Below are 22,408 nucleotides of genomic sequence, written 5' to 3' on the forward strand. Positions count from 1 at the left end.
GAGGAGTTCCTTACAATATAAAAGAATATGTAAAGTGGAATTTATTTTATATTAAAGGGGATATCGAATGAAACAAGCACTATTAATTATCGATGCTCAGCAAGAATTAATGGATGGAAATGAACAAGAAAATGAAGTTTTTCGTAAAAACGAGCTATTATCTACACTAAATACAGCCGTACAGAAAGCAATAGATGCAAATGCCCTTACTGTTTTCGTAAGAGATATCGATGTTGCTTCTGGTAGCGGAGAAGGATTTGAAGTACATAATCAAATTAAAGTACCTCAGTCTGCAATCCTTATTAATAAAGCAGCAACAAACTCATTCTATGGCACTTCTTTACTTGAACTTTTAAAAGAAGAAAAAATTAATCATATTGTTATAGGTGGATGTAAAACAGAACATTGCATTGACACCGCAGTTAGAACAGCTACTGTACAAGGTTTTGACGTTACATTAATTAAAAATGGCCATTCAACAACTGATTCTAATGTATTGTCTGCACAACAAATTATCGAACACCATAATAAAACTTTACACGGTCATTATAATGTTGATCATTTTTCTATGGTGAGAGATATCGAGGAAAATCTCTTTCAACCAACTCATGACCAATATCGTGATTAGGTTTAATCACAAAAAAAGAATCCTTTACTTTATAAGGATTCTTTTTTTATCCAAAAATTTGTGCTGCAATGCTATATAGTTCACTATTCCTTTTTAATAATTGACCACTATTTTTCACCATTATTGGTGGTATATTCACCTTCTGAAAACCACCAATCTCTAATTCTTTCATAAAAGCTTCCTTTCCTTCTGGTACATCAATTCTTAATTTACCATGATGCTCTCTTGCTAAATGATGAACAATTCGCATTGCCATTTCATCATTTTTAGCAACGACTGGTCCTATTATTTTATTTTTTGGCGTTTGTATACTTATACCGTATCCTAATACATTTTGTTGTGCATCCTTTGTAACAATACATTGTTCACTTTGTATCATTCGATACTTTAAAAACTCTTCTCTATTTGTTCCAAATGCATCTTTATCTATTTGTATTATTTCTTCTAAATCACGTTCTTCATAATTCACAATATACTCTTCATTTCCTACACAATGATAATTCGTATTGTATGAGTTACATATGTATTTAGAAACATAACTAACGGCCCTGAATCCTAGTGTTTCATATAAGACTTTTCCCTCGTCCGTAGCAATAAGCATAATGGGAGTTTGAGTTGATACGCTTTTAACGCATGAATCCGTTATTATCTTTCCAATCCCTCTCCCCTTATAATCCGGATGTACAATTACCATTCCAACAGACGCTAGCGCCTCTCCGTATAATATAATTGCCGCACTAGCAATAAGCTCCTTTCTCTCATTCCACACACCGTATACAATACCTGAGTTGAAAATCGTCTCAATTTCTTCTGTATTATAATCCCAGCCAATATAAGAAGATAATGCAACAATATCCCCTATTTTTTCTTTTCTAAGACGCTCCACTCTAATTTCCAATTCAATCATTCCCCATCTCCTTATATAGACATTTAAATCATTCTTACTAAATCAACTTGTACATGTTTCCCTTTATTTGCCACACACATATCCTATTTTGACCAAGACTATAATATAAATGAGGTGACAACATGCCCATTACGAATCGATTTTCTACCACCACTAACGGCGCACTCGCTATTACAGGAAACACTTTAGGCTTAAGTAAAATTAGTAATCAAAACCGTGCTGGTACAATCGGGGCAATTGGTGCATTCGTAACTACGAATACCGCTTTACAAGTAACTACTTTTCCTGCTGGTACAACGTTAAACTATACACAAAATAGTTCTACCGCTATTTTGAATATCCCTGCTGGCAGTACTATTCTTTACGCAGAACTCGTTTGGGGCGGAAACTACTTATCTCGTGATCAAAACATTACGAGTGTATTAGGAAACCCCGTTTCTTTTACAACACCTGTGTCAACATACTCAATTACCCCTTCAGCTGTTACAGCTTCAAATCAAACATTCGTTTCTGGATCTGTCACATTTGGATTTTATACACGATCAGCAGACGTAACAACTCTTATTCAAGCTGGAGGTTCTGGTTCTTATACTACGGGAGCTGTCCCTGGACTTGTAGATCCCATAGATGCTTCTAATGGAACAATTAATTCGGCTGGATGGACGCTTATCGTCGCTTACCAAAACGGGACATTACCTGCAAGAAACTTAACAATTTATGTAGCTGGTAACCGTGTTTCTGCAGAAACTGGTAGTGCCGATGTATCTGTTTCAGGATTTTTAACACCTTCAGGAGGACCTGTAAGCGGGAGATTATTTTTAAGTTCTACAGAAGGAGATGCTGATTTAACCGGGGATCAAGCTTTATTTGGACCAAATTTCAGTTCATTAAATGCTTTATCTGGACCAAACAATGCTATAAATAATTTCTTCGGTTCTCAAATTAATAATGCCGCAGGAAACTTAGATACAACAGGGACATTTGGAACGCGAAATCAGAGTGCCTCTACAAGTACAAATATCTCCGCTGGAAGACAAGGATGGGACATTACTTCCATTGATATTTCTCCTTATTTAACAAATTCCCAAGTATCTGCCTCAATTCGTTTAACTACTAACGGGGATGCATATATGTTAAATACAGTCGGTTTACAAATCAATATAAACTCACCTAATATACAAGCAACTAAAAGCGTGAATAAAAGTGTCGCTACAATTGGAGATATTCTAACCTATACAGTTACTGTTCCTAACACCGGGCTTCTTCCTGCAAATAACGTTACTTTTACAGATGTTCTCCCTAACGGTACTTCCTTTATACCTGGAAGCGTAACGATAGATAACGTACCACAAACAAACGCAAATCCGGTCGCCGGTATATCTCTGGGGACAATTAATAATGGCTCTTCTCGTACAGTAGCTTTCCAAGCGACTGTCGTTTCTCTTCCAAGTCAAAATCCTATCTCTAACACTGCGAATATTACATTTCAATATACACCGATTGCCGGAGGAACGACTTTTAACGGTCTTGCAACAAGTAACTCTGCAGGAACACAAATTAACCTCGCAGATATTAATGGCACAAAATCAGTTAACAAACTTTTTACCGATATTGGTGAAACATTAACTTACAGTATTGCCTTAGCTAATATAGGAAATATCGCTGCAACTAATGTTATATATACAGATCCGATTCCTAGCGGGACTACTTTCATTCCAGGGAGTGTAACTGTTAACGGAGTTACTCAAGCTGGAGCAAATCCCGCTAATGGTATATCAATTGGATCTATTGCTGCAAATTCTACTACTACTATTTCCTTTCAAGTATTCGTTCCTTCTATCCCCCAAACAAATCCAATATTAAATAGTGGTACAACAACATATCAATACATTCCTGTACCAAATCAGCCGGCAGTAAGTGGAACTGATACGACAAATATTGTCTCCACTCAAGTGAATAATGCTACTGTAACAATGACGAAAGCAGTAGATAAAAACTATGCAGATATTGGCGATACACTGACTTACACTGTTGCCTTTACAGGTACAGGTAATACGAATGCGAACAATGTTATTTTTACAGATGTCATTCCTACAGGAACAACTTTTGTCCTAAACAGTTTAACAATAGATGGCTCAACACAAATTGGCGCTAATCCCACTAATGGTGTGAACATAGGATCCATCCCAACTGGCACAACCAAAAGTGTTTCATTTCAAGTAGTAGTAAACACAATACCCGTGTCAAATGCCGTATCTAACGGATCAAGCGCTTCTTATCAGTACACCGTTAACCCTAGCCAATCACCCATTATGAAAAACATTTCTTCTAACGTCGTTACTACTCAAATTAACAATGCGAATTTAACATTAACAAAGTCTACAAATAAACAATTTGCCACAATTGGCGAAACGATAAGTTATACAATCCTTATTACAAACAGTGGAAATACGGCCGCCAATAACGTTCAACTAACAGATCCACTTCCAAATGGAACGATATTAACATTAGGTTCTGTAACGCTCAACGGAGTTTTGCAAAATGTAGATTCTCTCGTTGCTTTACCTATCGGCACAATTCCTGGCGGAGCTACTTTTACCTTATCCTTCCAAGTAACAGTCATCAATATTACTGCACAAAACCCTATCATTAATAACGCTTTCGCCTCTTATATTTACACTGTAAATCCAAGCCTGCCACCAACTTCAAAAACTGCAAATTCTAATTCTGTTACATCAACAATTAGACTAGCAAATCTTCATGCTAATAAATCTGTAAGTCAAACGTTTGCGGAAGTTGGAGATGTATTAACTTACACCTTTGCTCTTACAAACGATGGAAATGTTGCGGCGAACAATGTATTACTATCCGATTCCATTGCGAATGGCACTTCCTTTGTACCGAACAGTGTTATAGTTAACGGTGTTACTCAACCGGGCGCAACACCAGCTAGCATCAATATTGGTAGCATCAATGCTAATACTACAATTACAGCTTCATTCCAAATATTAATAACTAGTATTCCAAATCCTAATCCTATTTTGAATAGCGCTTCCATCTCCTATAACTTTATCGTTGATCCAAACGCTTCTCCTGTAAGTACAAACACAACTACAAACACTACATTTATCCAAGTTAATGATGCAAATGTAATTTCGGCAAAAACAGTGGATCGAGCGTTCGCTACTGTTGGAGATATATTAACTTATACCGTTTCTTTAACTAATACAGGAAGCGTTTCTGCTGATAATCCTACTTTCATAGATATAAATCCAGATGGTACTACCTTTATTCCAAATACTTTTCTTATTAATGGCGTTTTGCAAAACAATGCAGATCCAAATATCGGTGTCCTGTTACCTTCTATTCCTGCTAGCGGATTAATTACCGTTTCTTATCAAGTAACTGTCACTGCTTTACCAGCCCAAAATCCAACAACTAATTCATCGAGTACACAGTATAGTTTCGTTTTAAATCCAGGTGATCCACCAATTATAGAAACATCTTTAAGTAATACTGTAAGTACACAAATTAATTTAGCAAATGTAGTTATTGTCAAAGAGGTAGATTTAACTATTGCCGATGTCGGGCAACCAATCACATATACAATTTCCTTAGCTAACCTTGGCAATACTACAGCAAACAATGTTGTTGTTACCGATATAATCCCTCCCGGCACCACTATCGTACCAAATAGTATTTTTATAGGTGGCGCTTTACAGCTAGGTGCAGACCCAAGTAACGGCCTTCAAGTCGGCTCCATTCCTACTGGTGGTTTTACAACGATTGTTTTTCAAATAAGTGCAAATGGGCTACCTTTACCAAATCCAATTCAAAATAGCGCTTCACTTCAATATAGCTTTATCGCCGATCCGAGTTTACCTGCTGTTGTTAGAAACGCTGCTAGCAATATAGTAACTACACAAATTAATACTGCTAATATTGTTGCTACAAAACTAACAAGCACAAATTTCGCTGATGTTGGTGATGTCATATTATATGCGACTATTTTAACAAATAACGGGAATATCCCTGCTTCTAATGTAACGTTTACAGATATCATTCCAGCGGGTACCCTCTTCATTCCTAATACTGTAACGATTAACAATGTCCCTATAGCAAATGCAAATCCTGCTAACGGTATTTTGATCGGTACGATCGGGGCGAATTCATCACGTACCGTTTCATTCCAGGTTTTTGTACCAAATATCCCTGCGGTAAATCCGATTACAAATCAATCAAGCACTACATTCCAATACACGTACGATCCATCCAAACCAACCGTAATGCAGATGGTGGCTTCTAACACTGTACAGACAACTATTAATAACGCCTCAATTGCCGCTACAAAATCTGCAGATAAACAGTTTGCTAACGTAAATGATATTATTACGTACACGACTACTTTAACGAATAGTGGGAACATCCTTGCATCAAATGTAATATTTACAGATGTAATTCCAAATGGGACATCGTTTATTCCTAATAGTGTAACAGTAAATGGCAATACACTCCCTAATGTAAATCCAGCAAACGGAATTGCAATTGATCCAATCAATCCGAATGCAAATACGATAATTTCGTTCCAAGTTCAAGTAAATTCTATCCCGAATCCGAATCCAATCCCGAATCAAAGTAATACAGCGTACCAATATGTCGTAAATCCTAACTTACCTCCAGCATCCGCCAGTGCGCTAAGTAATCTAATAACAACTCAAATTAATAACGCTACAATTGTTGCTACTAAGTCAGTGAATACACCAACAGCTGCAATTGGAGACATCGTTACCTATACGATTGCAGTAACAAATACAGGAAACATCCCTGCTAGTGCAACTGTTTTAACGGATGGACTTGGACCAGGTGCATCCTTCGTCCCAAATTCCGTTACGATAAATAACGTTTCACAACCTGGATTAGACCCTTCATTAGGTATTCATTTAGACGATATTTCACCAGGAGGAACTACTTTTATTACATTCCAAGTAAAAATTCTTGAGATTCCTCCTAGCGGTACTTTAACGAATAACGCCCTTGTAAATTATGAATATACAGTGAATCCAAACCAAACACCTGCTGTTGGAAGCACTGTAACAAACACGACTGCTACCCCTATTATTGACGCTACTCTAGTTTTAAATAAAAATGCGAGTACAACTTTCGCTACGATTGGTGATACGATTACATTCACTTCATCTGTTACAAACACAGGAAACACTACTGCGAACAACATTGTTTTTACAGATACAATTCCAAACGGTACTGCCTTTGTCCCAAATAGCTTTAAAATAAACGGTGTAACCGTCCCGAATGCAAATCCACAAAACGGTATCAATATTGGTAACTTGAATTCAAATGCATCGATTACACTCAGTTTTCAAGTAAACATTACAACGCTTCCAAACCCTAATCCAATTCCGAACAAATCATCGCTTCAATATAGTTTTATTGTTGATATAAATGAACCACCTGTTTCACGAACAGTTCAATCTAATAAAACCTTTACACAAGTAAATACGGCTTCCGTTATCGCAACAAAAACTGCAAGCAGTGCATTTGCTGCTGTCGGAGATACACTTACGTATACAACTACTCTCACTAATAGCGGAAATACTACCGCAAACACACCTATTTTTATCGATATATTACCACCTGAACTTTCATTCGTGCCTGATAGCGTACAAATTAATACCATCCCACAACTTGGATTTAGGCCAGATAGCGGGATTCCTTTAGACCCAATTCCAGTTGGAGGAACGACAACAATTAGCTTTCAAGCTATCGTTGGCTCAATTCCAGCTATAAATCCAACATTGAACCAATCTAGCACAACATACTCTATCATTGTTGATCCTACCCAGCCGCCAGTGACAGAAACAGCTACAAGTAATCCAACTTTAGTTCAAATTAACGAAGCGATTATTCAAGCAACGAAAAGTGTGGATCGAATATTTTCTGACGTAGCACCTGGAAATTCATTTTTAACGTATACTGTTTTATTAGAAAATATAGGGAACACGACTGCTACTAATATCATTTTTACAGATCCAATTCCGAATAATACAGTCTTTATAGAAGATAGCGTTCGAGTAGGTGGCGTTTTATTACCTGGAGTAAATCCAGCGAATGGGATACCAATTGGAGATATTATTGCAGGAGATTTTATAAACGTCACCTTCCGCGTGCAAGTAGTTAGTATTCCAAATCCAATTTTCACAATTGGGCCTGGGGGACCAAACTCACCGGTTGTAAACGGTGCTTCCATCGATTACCAATTTATGACAGGACCTAATTTACCACTCGTTTCACGAAGTACAACATCCAATTCTGTTTCGACACAAATAAATTCCGGGGAAATTGCACTTGTTAAATCTGTAGATAAAACTTTCGCAACAATCGGGGATACAATCTCTTATACAATTACATTAAATAACCCTGGAAATGTCACTTCACAAAATATAATTTTCACGGATATTTTGCCTGATGGAACGACATTTATTTCCGGGACTCTTACAAGCGATTCTGGTACACAGCAAATTGGAAATCCAGCTAGCGGGATACAGATTGAAAATATAAATCCAGGTGGAACGGCCGTTATTACTCTCAACGTACTTGTTACAAACATTCCAAGTATAAATCCAATTTCTAATTTTAGTTCTGTACAATTTGCACATGTGGTCGATCCTAGTCAACCTGCCGTATCACAAACGAATGTATCTAATGCGGTTTCGACAACTATTAACAGTGCGATATTAACAACCCAAAAAAGTGTTGATAAATCTATTATTTCCGTCGGTGATACACTTACGTATACAACGACTATTACGAATACAGGAAATACACCCGCTACAAATATAACTTTTACAAGCGCGATTCCTCCTAGTACTACTTTTGTACCAGATTCGGTCACAATAAATGGCATCCAGCAGCCCGGTGCGCAACCAGCACTTGGAGTAAATATACCAAATATCGCCCCTGGCGAAACAGTAACTGTTACTTTCCAAGTAAATGTTATTTCTGTGCCTCCTTCAAGCTCGATTATGGGTAACGATACAATTTTATATTCTTATACTGTTGATCCAAGCGGAACTCCTACTACAACTTCTACTTCAACGAATATTGTTACAATCCCTGTACTAGATGCTATGATTACGATGATTAAATCAGTCGATCAAACACTTGTAACGCTAGGTGATACCATTACCTATACGACCATTTTAACGAATAGTGGTAATACAAACGCAACTAATATTACTTTCACTGACCTTATACCAGATGGTACAACGTTTATTACTGATAGCGTTACAATAGATGGCATCACGCAAATTGGTCTTAATCCTAATACCGGTATAACGATTGGATCAATTGCTCCTAACAGCTCAATATCTATTGCATTTCAAGTGACCGCTACTTCTACACCAGTTCAAAATCCTATTGCAAATTCGGCTAGTGCTTCTTACACATTTATCGCTGACCTTAATGCCCCTATTGTTTCAAGGAATGTTACTTCAAACACAGTGTTCACTACAATTAATACAGCTACCATTCTTTCATTAAAACAAGTCGATAGAGCATTTAGCAACATCGGAGATACACTCACTTATACTGTCGCTTTAACAAACAACGGAAATTCCTCCGCACAAAATGTTATATTCACAGATACCGTGCCAAGCGGAACTACATTTATCGCAAACTCATTTTCTATTAACAATGTTCCTCAAACAGGGGCAAATCCAGCGAACGGTGTAAATATCGGACCTATAACAGCCGAGACTACAGTAAATGTTTCATTCCAAGTGACCGTGACGTCATTACCAACCGAAAACCCAATTGTAAATTTCTCATCGACATCGTATCAATTGGTCTCACCACCTGAGGCAGAAACTTCGATTAGTAACCCTGTTTCAACGCTAATTAGAGAAGCCATATTATCTATGACGAAAAACGAAAGTGTATCCTATGCAGATATCGGGCAAACTGCTTTTTACACTACTTCTATTGCGAATGTAGGCAATACGGATGCAGCTAACATTGTATTCACAGATGTATTACCAAGTGGAATCACGTTTGTTCCTAACACATTAACTGTCGATGGCATTTTACAAACTGACGCGAATCCGAATACAGGTGTGTTACTTGCAGCACTTCCGCCAAATGAAATATATAGTATCGTCTTTCAAGTTACGGTTAACAGCATCCCACCTTTTAATCCCACACCGAATACAGCATCAACGACGTATGAGTTTACTGTTGATCCAAATAATCCTCCTGTTTCAAATACAGCTAATTCTAACACTACGCTTCTTCAAATAAACAACGCGACTATTATTAGTACAAAAACAGCGAATCTTACTTTTGCGGATATTGGTAATATAATAACATTTACACTTAACCTTCCTAATACAGGGAATGTGGCTGCAACTGATGTAACGATTATCGATATTCTTGATAGCAATTTAAGTTTCGTTCCAAACAGTTTCACAGTTAATGGGCAAACCATTCCAAACGCTGATTTATCTACTGGTGTAAATATTGGTTCAATTAGTGGTGGTAATACGGCAATCGTTACATTCCAAGCAACTGTTACTACACTTCCAACACTTAATCCAATTTCTAATTTTGCTTCTACCACATATCATTATGTCGTTGATCCTAGCCAGTCACCTATTACAACTTCCAATCAATCGAATACAACGACAACTCAAATTAATAGTGCTATCCTTACTGCACAAAAAAATTCAAATGCGGAAACGGTAGATATCGGGCAAGATATCGTCTACTCCGTTACAATTACAAATAGCGGCAATGTTAGTGCAACGAATGTTATTTTTACCGACCTTATTCCAGCTGGAACTTCCTTTGAACCGAATAGTTTTACACTTAACGGAATTAGCATCCCAAATGCAAATATAATTACAGGTGTTCCAATTGGTGATATCGCGCCAAACGAATCTGTCATCGTAGCATTTCATATTAATGCCAATGAAATTCCGCCTATAAATCCAATTACCAATCAAGCTAGCGTTAGTTTTCAACATATCGTTAATCCAGCTAATCCTCCAGTTTCAAAAAACATTACTTCTAATAGCGTTTCAACACAAATTGAAAGTGCTATTTTAAACACTATTAAAATAGGAGATAAAGCATTTGCAACTATTGGTGATACAATTACGTATACAACGACTATTACGAATACAGGAAATATCCCCGCTAACAATGTTGTTTTCTCAGACCCTATACCATCGTGGACACAATTTGTTGCAGGATCAGTTATTGTTGATGGAACTCCATTACCATCCGCTTCTATCATTGATGGTGTTGGCATAAATACAATAACTCCAAATCAAATCGTAACAATTGTATTCCAAGTTCAAATTGTAAGCAACCCAACAACGTTCACACCTGAACTCCAAAACTTAGGATTTGTTAACTTCCAATATAACGTAGGCAATTCATTACAGGCTCAGCCTGGCAATGTGGAAACGAACGTCTTCGTTACTTCTATTAATTCAGCAATACTTTCGGCCGTAAAAACTGCTAATACAGCCTTTGCAAATATCGGAGACACGATCACTTATACAGTTTTGATTCAAAATAGCGGCAATACAAACGCTACAAATTTAAATTTCTCAGACATTATTCCAGCTGGAACGACTTTTGTTGAAAATAGTTTTACTGTAAATGGAAGTACCATTCCAGGGGCAAATCCAAATAATGGAGTTAATATCGGAACCGTTAACGCAGACAGTTCATTAGCTGTTACGTTCCAAGTCATAGTTACAACTACTCCACCTTCAAACCCAATTACAAACGTTGCATCTATTCAATACTCATTCATTGTTGATCCGGCAGCTCCTCCTGTTACAAGCACAATAAATTCTAATAGCGCTTCAACACAAATTAATAACGCTACTGTTACAACTGTTTTAGAAGCAAATCGTTCAATTGTATCTATCGGAGATGTAATTACGTATACAGCAACATTAACGAATACTGGAAACTTCCCTGCAAATTCTGTATTACTCATTAACGGTGTTCCTGAAGGAGCATTATTCGTTCCAAATAGTGTTACGCTAAACGGGATTTCACTTCCAGATGCCAGTCCAACTCTCGGTATTCCAGTTGGTATTATCGCACCAGGTGATTCTGCTACTATTACGTTCCAATTTCTTGCAAGTTCTATTCCACCGCAAGGGGCGATTATAAATCAAGCTATTACAAGTTACACGTATATTGTCGATCCAAGTCAACCTCCAGTTACAGCAACATCCTCATCTAATACGGTTAATACAGCTGTCGTTGATGCATCGTTATCCGTAATTAAAAATACAGATTCTCTCGTACAATCTACCGAAGGTACAATCACTTACACAGTAGGCGTTCAAAATAACGGCAATACAACTGCAAATACAGTTACTTTAACAGATTTGGTCCCAGAAGGAACTGCATTTATTCCGAATAGCGTGACCATTAATGGAGTTTCAGTTCCAGGTGCCGATCCAAACGTAGGAATACCATTAAACTCCGTTGCGCCGTCAGAAATTGTCACCGTCACATTCCAAGTTATCGTTCAATCCATTCCAAGCGTGAATCCAATTTCTAATATAGCCCGTATTGACTATACTTTTATCGCCGATCCAACTGCTCCTATCATCTCTCGAACAATTACGTCTAATCCAGCTTTCACACAAATTTCGGATGCGAATGTTCTTTCTTTAAAAGCAGTCAATGCACAACAAGCAACAACAGGTGATATTTTGACTTATACGATAACACTAGAAAATACCGGAAATATTCCAGCTACTAATCTCATATTTTCAGATACTATTCCAGAAGGGACTACATTCGTAGAAAATAGTTTTACACTTAACGGAACAGCTATACTTGGTGCCAATCCAAACATAGGTGTTACTTTGCCTAACCTAGTAGCAAACGCTACTCACCTTATTTCGTTCCAAATTCTTATTAACGATTCATTCTCGCAAGATTCTATTACAAATCAATCCAATACAACATATACAATTCAACCAGATCCAAGCCAGCCGCCTATTACTGAAACATCTACAAGTAATATTGTCATTACAAATTTTGTGCAAGCACAATTGACAATTACAAAAACGTCCAATCCAATAACTGTAGATATTGGCGGAACTATACTTTATATTTCTGAAGTGAAAAATATCGGCAATGTTGACGCAATAAATATTATTTTTACAGATTCTATTCCAGCTGGGACTACATTCGTTCCCGATAGTGTCACAATTAACGGTGTCCTGCAACCAGGTGAAAATCCAGAAAATGGAATACCGATTGGAACGATTCCAGCAAACAGTTCCAAAACAATACTATTTCAAGTGCAAACAAACAATCCACCTACTGAAACCGAAATTGTAAATCAATCTTCTGTAAATTACCAATATGTAAGTATTCCTACAGCTCCACCGGTGAATCGCTCTGCAAATTCTAACATTGTTACAACATCACTTCAAAATGCAAATATTATTTCTGTTAAAAGCGCGGATGTAACTTTCGTATCAATTGGGCAAATTATTACCTACACAAATACACTACAAAATATAGGAACCATTCCAGCTAACAATACCGTGTTTATTGATAACATTCCAGAAGGTACTATATTCATTGAAGATAGCTTATCAATAAATAATGTGATTCAGCCTGGCGCGAATCCTGAAAACGGAGTAACTCTCAGCACGATACAACCAAATGAAACAGTCACTATTTCATTCCAAGTACAACTTACAAATATACCGTCCGGCAATACAGTCATTAATATTTCAGACACTTCGTACGAATACCAAATTGACCCTAGCTCTCCGATTATTCAGCGTAGATCGTTATCAAATGCAGTAAACACGGAAGTGCGGACGGCAAATGTTAGTACAATTAAATCCGCCAATAGATCCATTACACGCATCGGTCAAATCATCACATATACAGTCGCCGTTACAAACGCTGGTACAGTACCTATTACAAATACTCTCCTAATTGACGCAATTGCAGCTGGCACCACATTCGTTCCAAATAGCATCCTTGTAGATGGCATACCAAGACCTAACGAAAATCCAATTACCGGAATCACCCTTGATATTATCCTTCCAAATAATACGATTATTGTTACGTTCCAAGTAAATGTAGTCTCTATACCTTCTCAAAATAATATTAATAATATCGCTGTTATTCACTATGAATATCAACCGGATCCAAGCTCACCACCAATTTCAGAAACGACCTCTTCCAATACTACAAATATACAATTTATTGATGCTATTCTTATCGCTACAAAATCCGCTAATAAAGTATTAGCTAACATTGATGAAACCATTGAATATACAGTATTAATCCAAAATAACGGATCGACTACAACTAACTCCATCTTTTTTACAGATACTATCGAGGATGGAACAGTATTTATTCCTGGAAGTGTAATAGTTAACAATACTATAATTCCTGCAGCAGATCCGAATATCGGCTTTTCCATTCCTAATATCGCGTCAGGTCAATCGACAACAATAACATTCCAAGTTTCCGTTACGAATTTACCTGCTGTAAATCCAACACCTAATACTGCAAACATCGTCTATGACTTTATTTTCAACCCTGACTTTGCACCAATTCAAAAATCTACTACTTCCAATACTACTTTCGTTCAAATTAATGACGCTGATATCATTTCACTGAAAACTGTTGATTTAACTTCTGTAACGATTGGTGACATTTTAACTTATACAACAACTTTAACGAATACAGGGAATACGGATGCTACTGCTGTTGTATTTACAGACAATATTCCTGATGGAACAACCTTTATAGACGGTAGCGTTTTAGTAAATAACATTCCGCAGCTTAACGCCAATCCAAGTACCGGTATACTTGTAGGAACGATTGCTCCTGATATTTCTATCCCAGTCACATTTTCTGCTACCGTCGTAGCTCTTCCAGCTAGCGGCCATGTTCAAAATCAATCAACTTCTCGTTATACAATAAATGGGGAAGAACAAATATCGACTAGTAATATTACCTTCACTGAAGTTATTTCTGCTAATGTAATTGCGACAAAAACAACGCCAATCCAATACGCTGACCTACAAACTATTATCCCTTATACAATTTCCATCATAAATAACGGAAATATACAAGTGGAAAACATTATTGTTACAGATATCATTCCAGCAAATACGAGCTTTATAGAGAATAGTGTTATTGTGAATGGCAACGCTCGGCCAAATGACAATCCACTTAGCGGTATACCAATTGATAACATTCCACCTAATACGACAGCAACTATTCTATTCCAAGTCCGGGTTACTTCCATTCCGCAAACAAATCCAATCTCTAACACGAGTACAATTGAATATGAATACACGGTACCAGATAGGCCACCTATTACCGAAACTATTATTTCATCAGCTGCCGTAACAGAAATTCATCACGCGAATTTAAATAGCAATAAAGCTGTTGACCTTGCATTTGCAACGGTCGGTGATACGTTAACGTATACGATTACACTAAATCAAACTGGTAATGTTTCAGCAGATGATGTAATCATTCAAGATATTATTCCTCAAGGTACTACGTTTATAGAAAATAGTGTCATTGTAAACGGAGAAACTGTTCCGGGAGTTAATCCAGTAAGCGGCATACCAATTGGTACTATAATTGTAGGTGGAGATGCCATCGCTTCCTTCCAAGTAACTGTGACTTCTATTCCAACACCAAATGAACTCAGCAACAAAGCAATTACTACTTTTAACTATATAGTCAACCCAAATAACTTACCTGTTACAAATACGACTACAACAAATACTGTCACAACAACTGTCCAAAATGATAATGTCGTTGCCATAAAATCTGTTAATGCCACGAATGCATTACCTAGTCAAACTTTAACGTATACAATTACAATTACTAATAGCGGTAATGTAACGATTGAAGACCTTCTTGCCATAGACACCGTACCAGTAGATACAATTTTCATTACTGGCAGTGTTACGATTAACGGGATCAATCAGCCTAATGCGAATCCTGAAAATGGTATTCCATTAGGAAACCTTGCTCCTAATGAATCTGTTGTCATTACGTTCCAAGTAACAATATCTTCTTCGACTCTTCAAACTGCTATCAATAACGACGCTTCTGTTTCCTATACTGTTACCATTGATCCGAATGAACCACCTATTACAATTACAAAGCAAACAAATACCGTTACAACAACGATCGTTGATCCAATGGTGCGCATTGAGAAAAACGCTGACAAATCTTCTGTCGTTATAGGAGATATTATTACATTCACATTAGAGGTATTTAATCATTCCCCAATTCCTACAGTAAGTACTTCCGTTTTAGATATGATTCCAGCTGGTACAACATTTATAGAAAACAGTGTAACAATTAACGGTACTCCGGTTCCAAATATTCGACCAGACACTGGTATTAATATCGGCGCTTTACCTGCAGATGGAGTAGCAACTGTAACATTTAAAGTTCTCGTAACTTCTATTCCTTCAAACAGTGCTATTATCAATTCTGCAACCGTTACAGTTGCTTTCCAATTGACACCACAGGATCCAATTATTATTTTCATTGTCAATTCGAATATTGTTCGTATACCAGTTCAATTTATAACGGCAGCAGTGATAAAAAATGCTTCCGTCAGCTCTGCTTATTTAAACCAATATTTTGATTATACAGTGCGTATTACGAATACTTCCGAGATTTCACTTTCAAATATTTCATTACAAGACACCATTCCAGCAGGTTTACAATTTATGAACGGTACGGTCTTCATTAATGGGGAACGCTCTCCACTAGCGAATCCGAATATCGGTTTCCTAGTCGCTACTAATTTGGAACCGAACGAAACAATTATCGTGTTATTCACAGTACAAGTGATAAGTCCACCTATTAATAATGAATTTAAAAACACGGCAAACGTTTCTTTACAACTTCAAGTCTCTCCTACCGATCCACCAATCACAGTAACTATTACAAGTAACGAAAACATCGTCACCTTCATTCCAGAAAATCCAGATGAAACACTTCCAAATTTAAATTGTTTCTTTGACGGTGAACGTTTCATACGCATTACTCCTCGAAATATACGAAATTACTTTTGGACTTGGATTTGGTGGCGTTAATCAAAAAAGAAAAAGCTTGTAGTTCGGATAATATCCAAACTACAAGCTTTTTTCATAAACAAAATTATCAATTGCTAGCAGCACTATATGCTACATGTCGTTTCTCAATCCGTTCTTCAATTTCTTTCATATTCTCTTTATTAGTTAGTAGGGATTGTTTATTTTCTATTAATAATTGTTTAAAGGATTTTCTCACTTTTTTTCGCATGTTTATTTTCCTCCTTGGGGGATGGTTTATATAAAAGATAACTTGAAACTTTAATCAATGAGAGGATTTACCCTCACTAATTATTAGCCTACATCAATCGGGCTTTTACAGGGAGTTACTCTTCCATCATCACTCTTTATTCAGCTATAATACTGAGATAGAAGTCCTATCTCCCGTTAATGCGGGATAAGGATTTATCTGTATGTCCTTATAATAGTTGATTGTTGTGAATTCCATTTGAACTTCATATGAAAATTCCGTTTATTTTCTGACAACTTTGTGAACAAAAAAAAGAAAGGTTAATCAAAAATATATTTGATCAACCTTTCCATGCTCTTTAAAGCATATTAATTAATATTTCAGGTCTTCCCCAATTCATTTCGTTACAAACAAAGCGTAGTTTTTCTTCGTCCATTGTGTGTAACCCTTCTTCTAATAAGCATGAAATTGGAACTTCACAATGAATTTGCGCTAATTGTAAAGAGATACTTAAGTTCTCTAAATCACTTTCAATTTTTGTACGCTGCGCTTTCGTTAATGATGCTATATTTTCTAGTACTGCCGATACTGTACCATGTTCTTGAATAAGCTTATACGCTGTTTTTTCACCAATACCTTTTACACCCGGATAATTATCACTTGTATCTCCCATGAAAGCTTTCGCATGAACAATTTGCCAAGGTTCTACACCTTTCTCTTCCATGATTTTTTCCGGTGTGTAATACTCGTAATTTCCAATTCCTTTACGAAGAAGCATAACTGTAACATTCGTATCAACAAGTTGAAGTAAATCTGTATCACCTGTCAAAATATAAACTTCCGCTTCATTGCAATATTGTTTTGCAAGCGTACCGATACAATCGTCCGCTTCATAACCTTTCATACCGATTACAGGCATAGATAATTTCGCAGTCATTTCTTGCACTAAATCAAATTGCGGAATTAATTCTTCCGGCGGTGCTGCACGATTTGCTTTATAATTCGAGAAAGATTCCGTTCTAAATGTCGTACTTCCCATATCCCAGCACGTTACAATGTGCGTTGGTTCGATTGCTTGTGTTGCTGTTAATAAATGCTTCATATAACCATGAATCCCATTCGTCGGGGTACCATCTTGTCGTTTCATAAATTGTCCATATACACTTGTTGCGTAAAAAGCACGAAATAATAGTGCCATACCATCAACTAATAATACTTTTTTCATAATTCCTCTCCTACTAACAAAAAATAATAACCTCACGTTATCACGTAAGGTTATATATAGATTACCATTCTACGTTTTTGTTCAACTTTGTCTATTATACATTGTTTTTGTATATTTAGCATCATTAACACATTAAGACATTCTACCGCAGCAAGTATGAAGTATTCCTGAATACGTATTTTTACCTGTCGAAACAACTACAGCCTTTGCATTTCCGTCAACAATATACGTACCTTTGAAACATACATTTTCAAGTTCAAGTGGATTATAGTCTTTCATCCGTTTTAATGGAATAAATCGTTTACGTTCAAGATGATAGCAACTTTCAAATTTCTCAATACTAGCATCATTTCCTGTCAGCATAGATTCATTTACTAATAAATCATTTGCATAAATAATACGTACATCTGCTGGCACTGTATCGCCCTCTGCAAGAAAAATCATATCTCCAGGTACAAGCTCTTGTACTGGTAATTTCATCATTTTTAGTTCACTGTTTAGCCCTGTTACGCTACAGCCAGCTACTCTAGAAACAGTAACTGTTTCACATTGTAATTCATCACCCATATTTTGTTTTGAAAGACCTGGGATCATTCCACTTAGCTTCATCATTACTTCCGCAATACGCGCTCTTTTTGAAGTTAATTCATTTCGGCCGTATACTTGAATACGCTTTTGTGCCTCTTTCATAGATAGTCCGTCTCTTGTTGTTTTAAAATACGCAAATACAGATTTTACATCTCTTGTTGCGATTTCAATTAATAAATCTTTATTTTTTTGAAGCATTGTTTGTTCTTTCATTGCTTTTTTACTTAATTTATACGAAGTGTTACCCACACTTTTATTTACATATAACATATTATCGTCTCCTCCTTTACAACATAGGAAGAAACGCTTTGTTTCTCAATTTATCCACTTTACTGTGAAAGTGTCTAGCGCTTAAATACTCGAATAAACGCTACATTATGATAAATATAGAGGGAGGAACAAGTCGTTTCCTGCCTACATCATATATTTTTGATTTGAAGTATATGGGTAACGGAACCGAGTCAGAATTTGACATGCTCCTCACCTCCTCTTTAATTTTTTAGTTATAATCTATACTATGAAATTACTCATAGCTTGCTAACAAAAAAGACCCTTACTCATAAGAGAGCAAAGGTCATTGCATACACAAATAAGCGATTCCTAATATAATACAATTAGAAATCTATGGACCTCTCCCTCGCCGAGTTTTAGCACTGTATAGCATAGGTTCATTACCAGCTACGTTAAGAAAAACCTTAATTCGATCATTCCTGTTGACCCATTGGCGTCTCTCGACATTTTTGGGCAGTAGCATTTCTCTATACAGGAGCCTCACCTAACAGAGACTTATTATAATTACATAGAAAATGTTACTCTTATTTAAAATAGATGTCAACACTTTGTATGGAAACTTTTCCTTATTACAATAACTATCTCGAGTTTAGTACACTAATACGCATTCTGCTCAGCGTTCGGCTACATAAATTAATTGAACACATATTGCAAAAAATTAGCAAATGAAAAATAAAACCCTTACGTTAAAATGTAAGGGTTTTAATACGTTACACAACCAGCAATTACAATTCCGATGGAAAGTGATAAAAACATAAGGAAAAGACCAACTGCTTGATTATCTTCTTCAAGACTTTTATTAATATTAAAACGTGGTGTAAGCCATTCCGCTAAATAAAAGACAATAATTTGAGCTAAGATCCCAACAGCTCCCCATGAAACCATATCAAGAATTGAAATAGAATTAGCAGCCGTTGAATATAAAACGATAGCAAGACCAAGTAGTCTTCCTCCAAGTACATAGCTTACCGCTTTATTCCCTTGAGCCATTAACTTAAATTCCTTAACTTTCGTTGTCACTTCCATAAGAAAAAGACCGATACACAAAAGTACAAGTGATACTGCTAAATATAGTAAAAAATTAATCATTTATTTTCCTCCTTCTTAATACCTACCGGTAAATAATACGATTCATTTCCCGTAATTTTTTCTCCGGTACGTATACCGATGCTGCTCGCTTTTCCAGCAATTAAAAAAGCCCCAAACACGTACGACAGCTTCTCAATTCCTTTTTCAGTTTCCAAAAATACAACTGGAAGCTCTGTATATTTCTGAAATATAGGCAGTGACGATTTATACGTTTCATGTGCATTTCGAATCATAATATTTGTATCCTTATCACGAATCGTAATCGTGTCACCTTCCCTACCGAATGAAGGTTTTTGAACGAAAGGACTTTTCCCAAAAAATAAATCTGGCTCTAAATATGTAGGAAGCATATATTCTTTAATCCACTTTTGTTCCTCACTTGTGTAAAAAGCACCTTCTTCTGCTAATCCCCAAATAAGACATTGAATTGATTTCGGCTGAAGTAAAAAGGCCGACAAAGGATTTATAATAAAAAGCTTTCCTTCTTTTACAAGTTGCAAAAGTTCTACTCCCACCAAATCCCCCGTTTCGGGATCTTGATCTTCAATTAAGTCTTCAATTGGATATGTTTGGCGATACAAAACATCAATTGGTACACCATCTCTATCTACTAAAGCATCATCTGTAATTCTAAGTTCTGTCATTGGCATCACTTTATTTTCAACATGACATAGCCCACTCAAATACATAGTCGTATTCCAATCTTCTATATGTTCAGGATGAGCTGTGAAAACAACATTTGGATCTTCCATTCCTTTTGTAAACTCCATTACGGCTTTTGTAATACCAGAAGAAAGTAAGCGCTCTTGATTTGCATTTGGATCATCATAGTCAAGTTCTTCACAAACTTTTCCATTCATTTGAAAGCATTCCACAATAAAAGTTGGAGTATCACTATTAAACTCAAGCATTTTAATACGATTATCCTCTGTTAAAGTAAAATCAAATCGTGAAATAACAGATTCAGGATACATCCCTTTCAGTCTAATAAAAGGCAAGCTTGCAGTTGGAAAACCGAGTTCAAGAAACTGTTCATTAGATAAATTCCGAAGAATTCTAGCAGTCTTAAAAAATATTTTCCCCATTCGTTCAGTTGCTACTTGTAATTGTTTCATCGTTTGCTCTGTTATCGGGAAAACATGAAACAAACTATACTCACATTCATATAAATCCGACCAGAAATGAGGATAATTCGAATAAAATTCTTTTCTTTTCTTTATGTATTGCGACATATTTTAACCTCCAAATCCACCTTTTGAACCGCTTCCAATTCCACCTTTAAATTCGGCCGAAGATTGATAAGTTTTAAACTCTGATGAATTTTTGAAGGTGGATTTATTTTGATAGTATGTACCACCATAAAAGTAATGTCCACGATAACCTGAACTACTATCATCACACTGCCAAACACCAAGCTCATCATCCCAATCCCAATCAGAACAACTATTATCATTCGGTTCGGGGGGAATATCTTGCGCGCAGCCAAATAAAGTGCCCGTCATTAAAGATGTTAGGACACCACCTACTAGCCATTTCGTTTTTGTCACCTTTGCACTCCCCTTTTTAAATTATATTTCTATTATATAAGATGTCATGATAAAGTAGAAGAAAAAGGAAGAAGAGGGATAAAATGCGATTGGAATATCGGCTCAATGATGAAACAAACGGGTATCCAGCTTTATGGAACTACGCAAATATTTCTAATTCTGAAATTGTCGCGCGCATGACTTGTGAATATTTTATAAAAGATGGAAATACATATATCGTTACTGCAACTTCAGTAGATCCAGACGGAACAGCAGTGTTATATATACAAAAAGAAGTTTTTTCCAACGACCCTTCAGATCCTACATACTCGCACATAGGTTTTGAAATTAGAGAACTAAAGGAAACCTGCTCAATTATGATAGAAAGTAAAGATATTTGGAATTACGAGGATATCTTACCCTCTCTCCATTCAGATATTATATATATTCAACGGGATGGAATACATTTGGAATTCACCCTCGATTCAAGAGAAATTGATGAAGACCGTAAGTGCTATATTTATTATGGGAACTTTACAGGTAAATCGAGATAACATGAGTATATTTATTCAACAAAAAAACCTTACGTATAAAACGTAAGGTTTTTTATATAGTCCCACATATGCCGTTATCTATAGATGTCCATAAACCTGCTCTCACAGGTGGATGTTCTCACAAATGTTTGTAACTTCCTTCTTAAAAAGATGGCCTGCTATCTACATTTAAATATTGAACTTCCGCATTATACTTATTGGTTTAAGACATACACAAGCTACGTACACCGTAGGAATTTTATATACTATTAGTTGAAA

At 36.3% G+C, this 22,408-nt stretch carries 10 protein-coding genes, 1 other RNA gene and 1 riboswitch; of the genes, 3 read left to right on the forward strand and 8 right to left on the reverse strand.

The features are described from left to right. Positions 1 to 67 precede the first annotated feature (67 nt). Positions 68 to 628 carry a cysteine hydrolase family protein gene (locus JFU18_RS07480; protein ID WP_201034945.1) on the forward strand — a complete coding sequence of 187 codons (561 nt, stop codon included), beginning with the start codon at positions 68 to 70 and terminating at the stop codon, positions 626 to 628. Between the two features lie 46 nt (positions 629 to 674). Here JFU18_RS07480 and JFU18_RS07485 read toward each other — a convergent pair whose 3' ends face one another. After that, entirely contained in the window at positions 675 to 1,535 is an 861-nt protein-coding gene (locus tag JFU18_RS07485) for a GNAT family N-acetyltransferase (protein WP_201034944.1), read from the reverse strand. Between the two features lie 122 nt (positions 1,536 to 1,657). Between JFU18_RS07485 and JFU18_RS07490 the strand changes: the two genes are divergently transcribed. Beyond that, a complete protein-coding gene (locus JFU18_RS07490) occupies positions 1,658 to 16,690 on the forward strand; it encodes a DUF11 domain-containing protein (RefSeq protein WP_201034943.1) in 15,033 nt (5,010 codons plus the stop codon). Between the two features lie 67 nt (positions 16,691 to 16,757). Here the strand turns inward: JFU18_RS07490 and JFU18_RS07495 are convergent, their stop codons facing one another. The 6 genes from JFU18_RS07495 to JFU18_RS07520 form a co-directional block, all read right to left on the reverse strand. Then, positions 16,758 to 16,898 (reverse strand): FbpB family small basic protein, encoded by a 141-nt coding sequence (locus tag JFU18_RS07495; RefSeq protein WP_001228051.1) that lies wholly within the window; start codon positions 16,896 to 16,898, stop codon positions 16,758 to 16,760. 337 nt (positions 16,899 to 17,235) lie between these two features. Next, the gene (locus JFU18_RS07500; protein ID WP_201034942.1) at positions 17,236 to 18,102 is read right to left on the reverse strand and encodes a 5'-3' exonuclease; all 867 of its coding nucleotides are present in this window, start codon (positions 18,100 to 18,102) and stop codon (positions 17,236 to 17,238) included. A gap of 132 nt (positions 18,103 to 18,234) precedes the next feature. After that, positions 18,235 to 18,960, reverse strand: a complete 726-nt coding sequence (locus JFU18_RS07505) for a P-type ATPase actuator domain-containing protein (protein WP_002011924.1) — start codon at positions 18,958 to 18,960, stop codon at positions 18,235 to 18,237. Positions 18,961 to 19,314: 354 nt separating this feature from the next. Then, positions 19,315 to 19,480, reverse strand: a riboswitch (M-box (ykoK) riboswitch). 203 nt (positions 19,481 to 19,683) lie between these two features. Beyond that, a complete protein-coding gene (locus JFU18_RS07510; protein WP_002086561.1) occupies positions 19,684 to 20,070 on the reverse strand; it encodes a DUF350 domain-containing protein in 387 nt (128 codons plus the stop codon). Beyond that, positions 20,067 to 21,302 (reverse strand): glutathionylspermidine synthase family protein, encoded by a 1,236-nt coding sequence (locus JFU18_RS07515; RefSeq protein ID WP_201034941.1) that lies wholly within the window; start codon positions 21,300 to 21,302, stop codon positions 20,067 to 20,069. The genes JFU18_RS07510 and JFU18_RS07515 overlap by 4 nt, the downstream gene beginning before the upstream one ends. Before the next feature lie 3 nt (positions 21,303 to 21,305). Further along, positions 21,306 to 21,617 (reverse strand): hypothetical protein, encoded by a 312-nt coding sequence (locus JFU18_RS07520; protein ID WP_002126505.1) that lies wholly within the window; start codon positions 21,615 to 21,617, stop codon positions 21,306 to 21,308. Positions 21,618 to 21,700: 83 nt separating this feature from the next. Here JFU18_RS07520 and JFU18_RS07525 point away from each other — a divergent pair, with 83 nt between their 5' ends. Then, a complete protein-coding gene (locus JFU18_RS07525) occupies positions 21,701 to 22,150 on the forward strand; it encodes a hypothetical protein (protein WP_002030848.1) in 450 nt (149 codons plus the stop codon). A 55-nt stretch (positions 22,151 to 22,205) separates the two neighbouring features. On the opposite strand, the gene ssrS is transcribed toward JFU18_RS07525, so the two are convergent. Further along, positions 22,206 to 22,389, reverse strand: a non-coding RNA gene (gene ssrS, locus JFU18_RS07530) — 6S RNA. Positions 22,390 to 22,408: the final 19 nt, after the last annotated feature.

It is taken from the genome of Bacillus sp. TH22, assembly GCF_016651015.1.
In the GTDB taxonomy this organism is placed as follows: domain Bacteria; phylum Bacillota; class Bacilli; order Bacillales; family Bacillaceae_G; genus Bacillus_A; species Bacillus_A mycoides.

Excerpts from the sequence above, each read along its gene's own strand:
- JFU18_RS07480 (WP_201034945.1), top strand. The coding sequence starts at position 68 with ATGAAACAAGCACTATTAATTATCGATGCTCAGCAAGAATTAATGGAT.
- JFU18_RS07485 (WP_201034944.1), bottom strand. The coding sequence starts at position 1,535 with ATGATTGAATTGGAAATTAGAGTGGAGCGTCTTAGAAAAGAAAAAATA.
- JFU18_RS07490 (WP_201034943.1), top strand. The coding sequence starts at position 1,658 with ATGCCCATTACGAATCGATTTTCTACCACCACTAACGGCGCACTCGCT.
- JFU18_RS07495 (WP_001228051.1), bottom strand. The coding sequence starts at position 16,898 with ATGCGAAAAAAAGTGAGAAAATCCTTTAAACAATTATTAATAGAAAAT.
- JFU18_RS07500 (WP_201034942.1), bottom strand. The coding sequence starts at position 18,102 with ATGAAAAAAGTATTATTAGTTGATGGTATGGCACTATTATTTCGTGCT.
- JFU18_RS07505 (WP_002011924.1), bottom strand. The coding sequence starts at position 18,960 with ATGTTATATGTAAATAAAAGTGTGGGTAACACTTCGTATAAATTAAGT.
- JFU18_RS07510 (WP_002086561.1), bottom strand. The coding sequence starts at position 20,070 with ATGATTAATTTTTTACTATATTTAGCAGTATCACTTGTACTTTTGTGT.
- JFU18_RS07515 (WP_201034941.1), bottom strand. The coding sequence starts at position 21,302 with ATGTCGCAATACATAAAGAAAAGAAAAGAATTTTATTCGAATTATCCT.
- JFU18_RS07525 (WP_002030848.1), top strand. The coding sequence starts at position 21,701 with ATGCGATTGGAATATCGGCTCAATGATGAAACAAACGGGTATCCAGCT.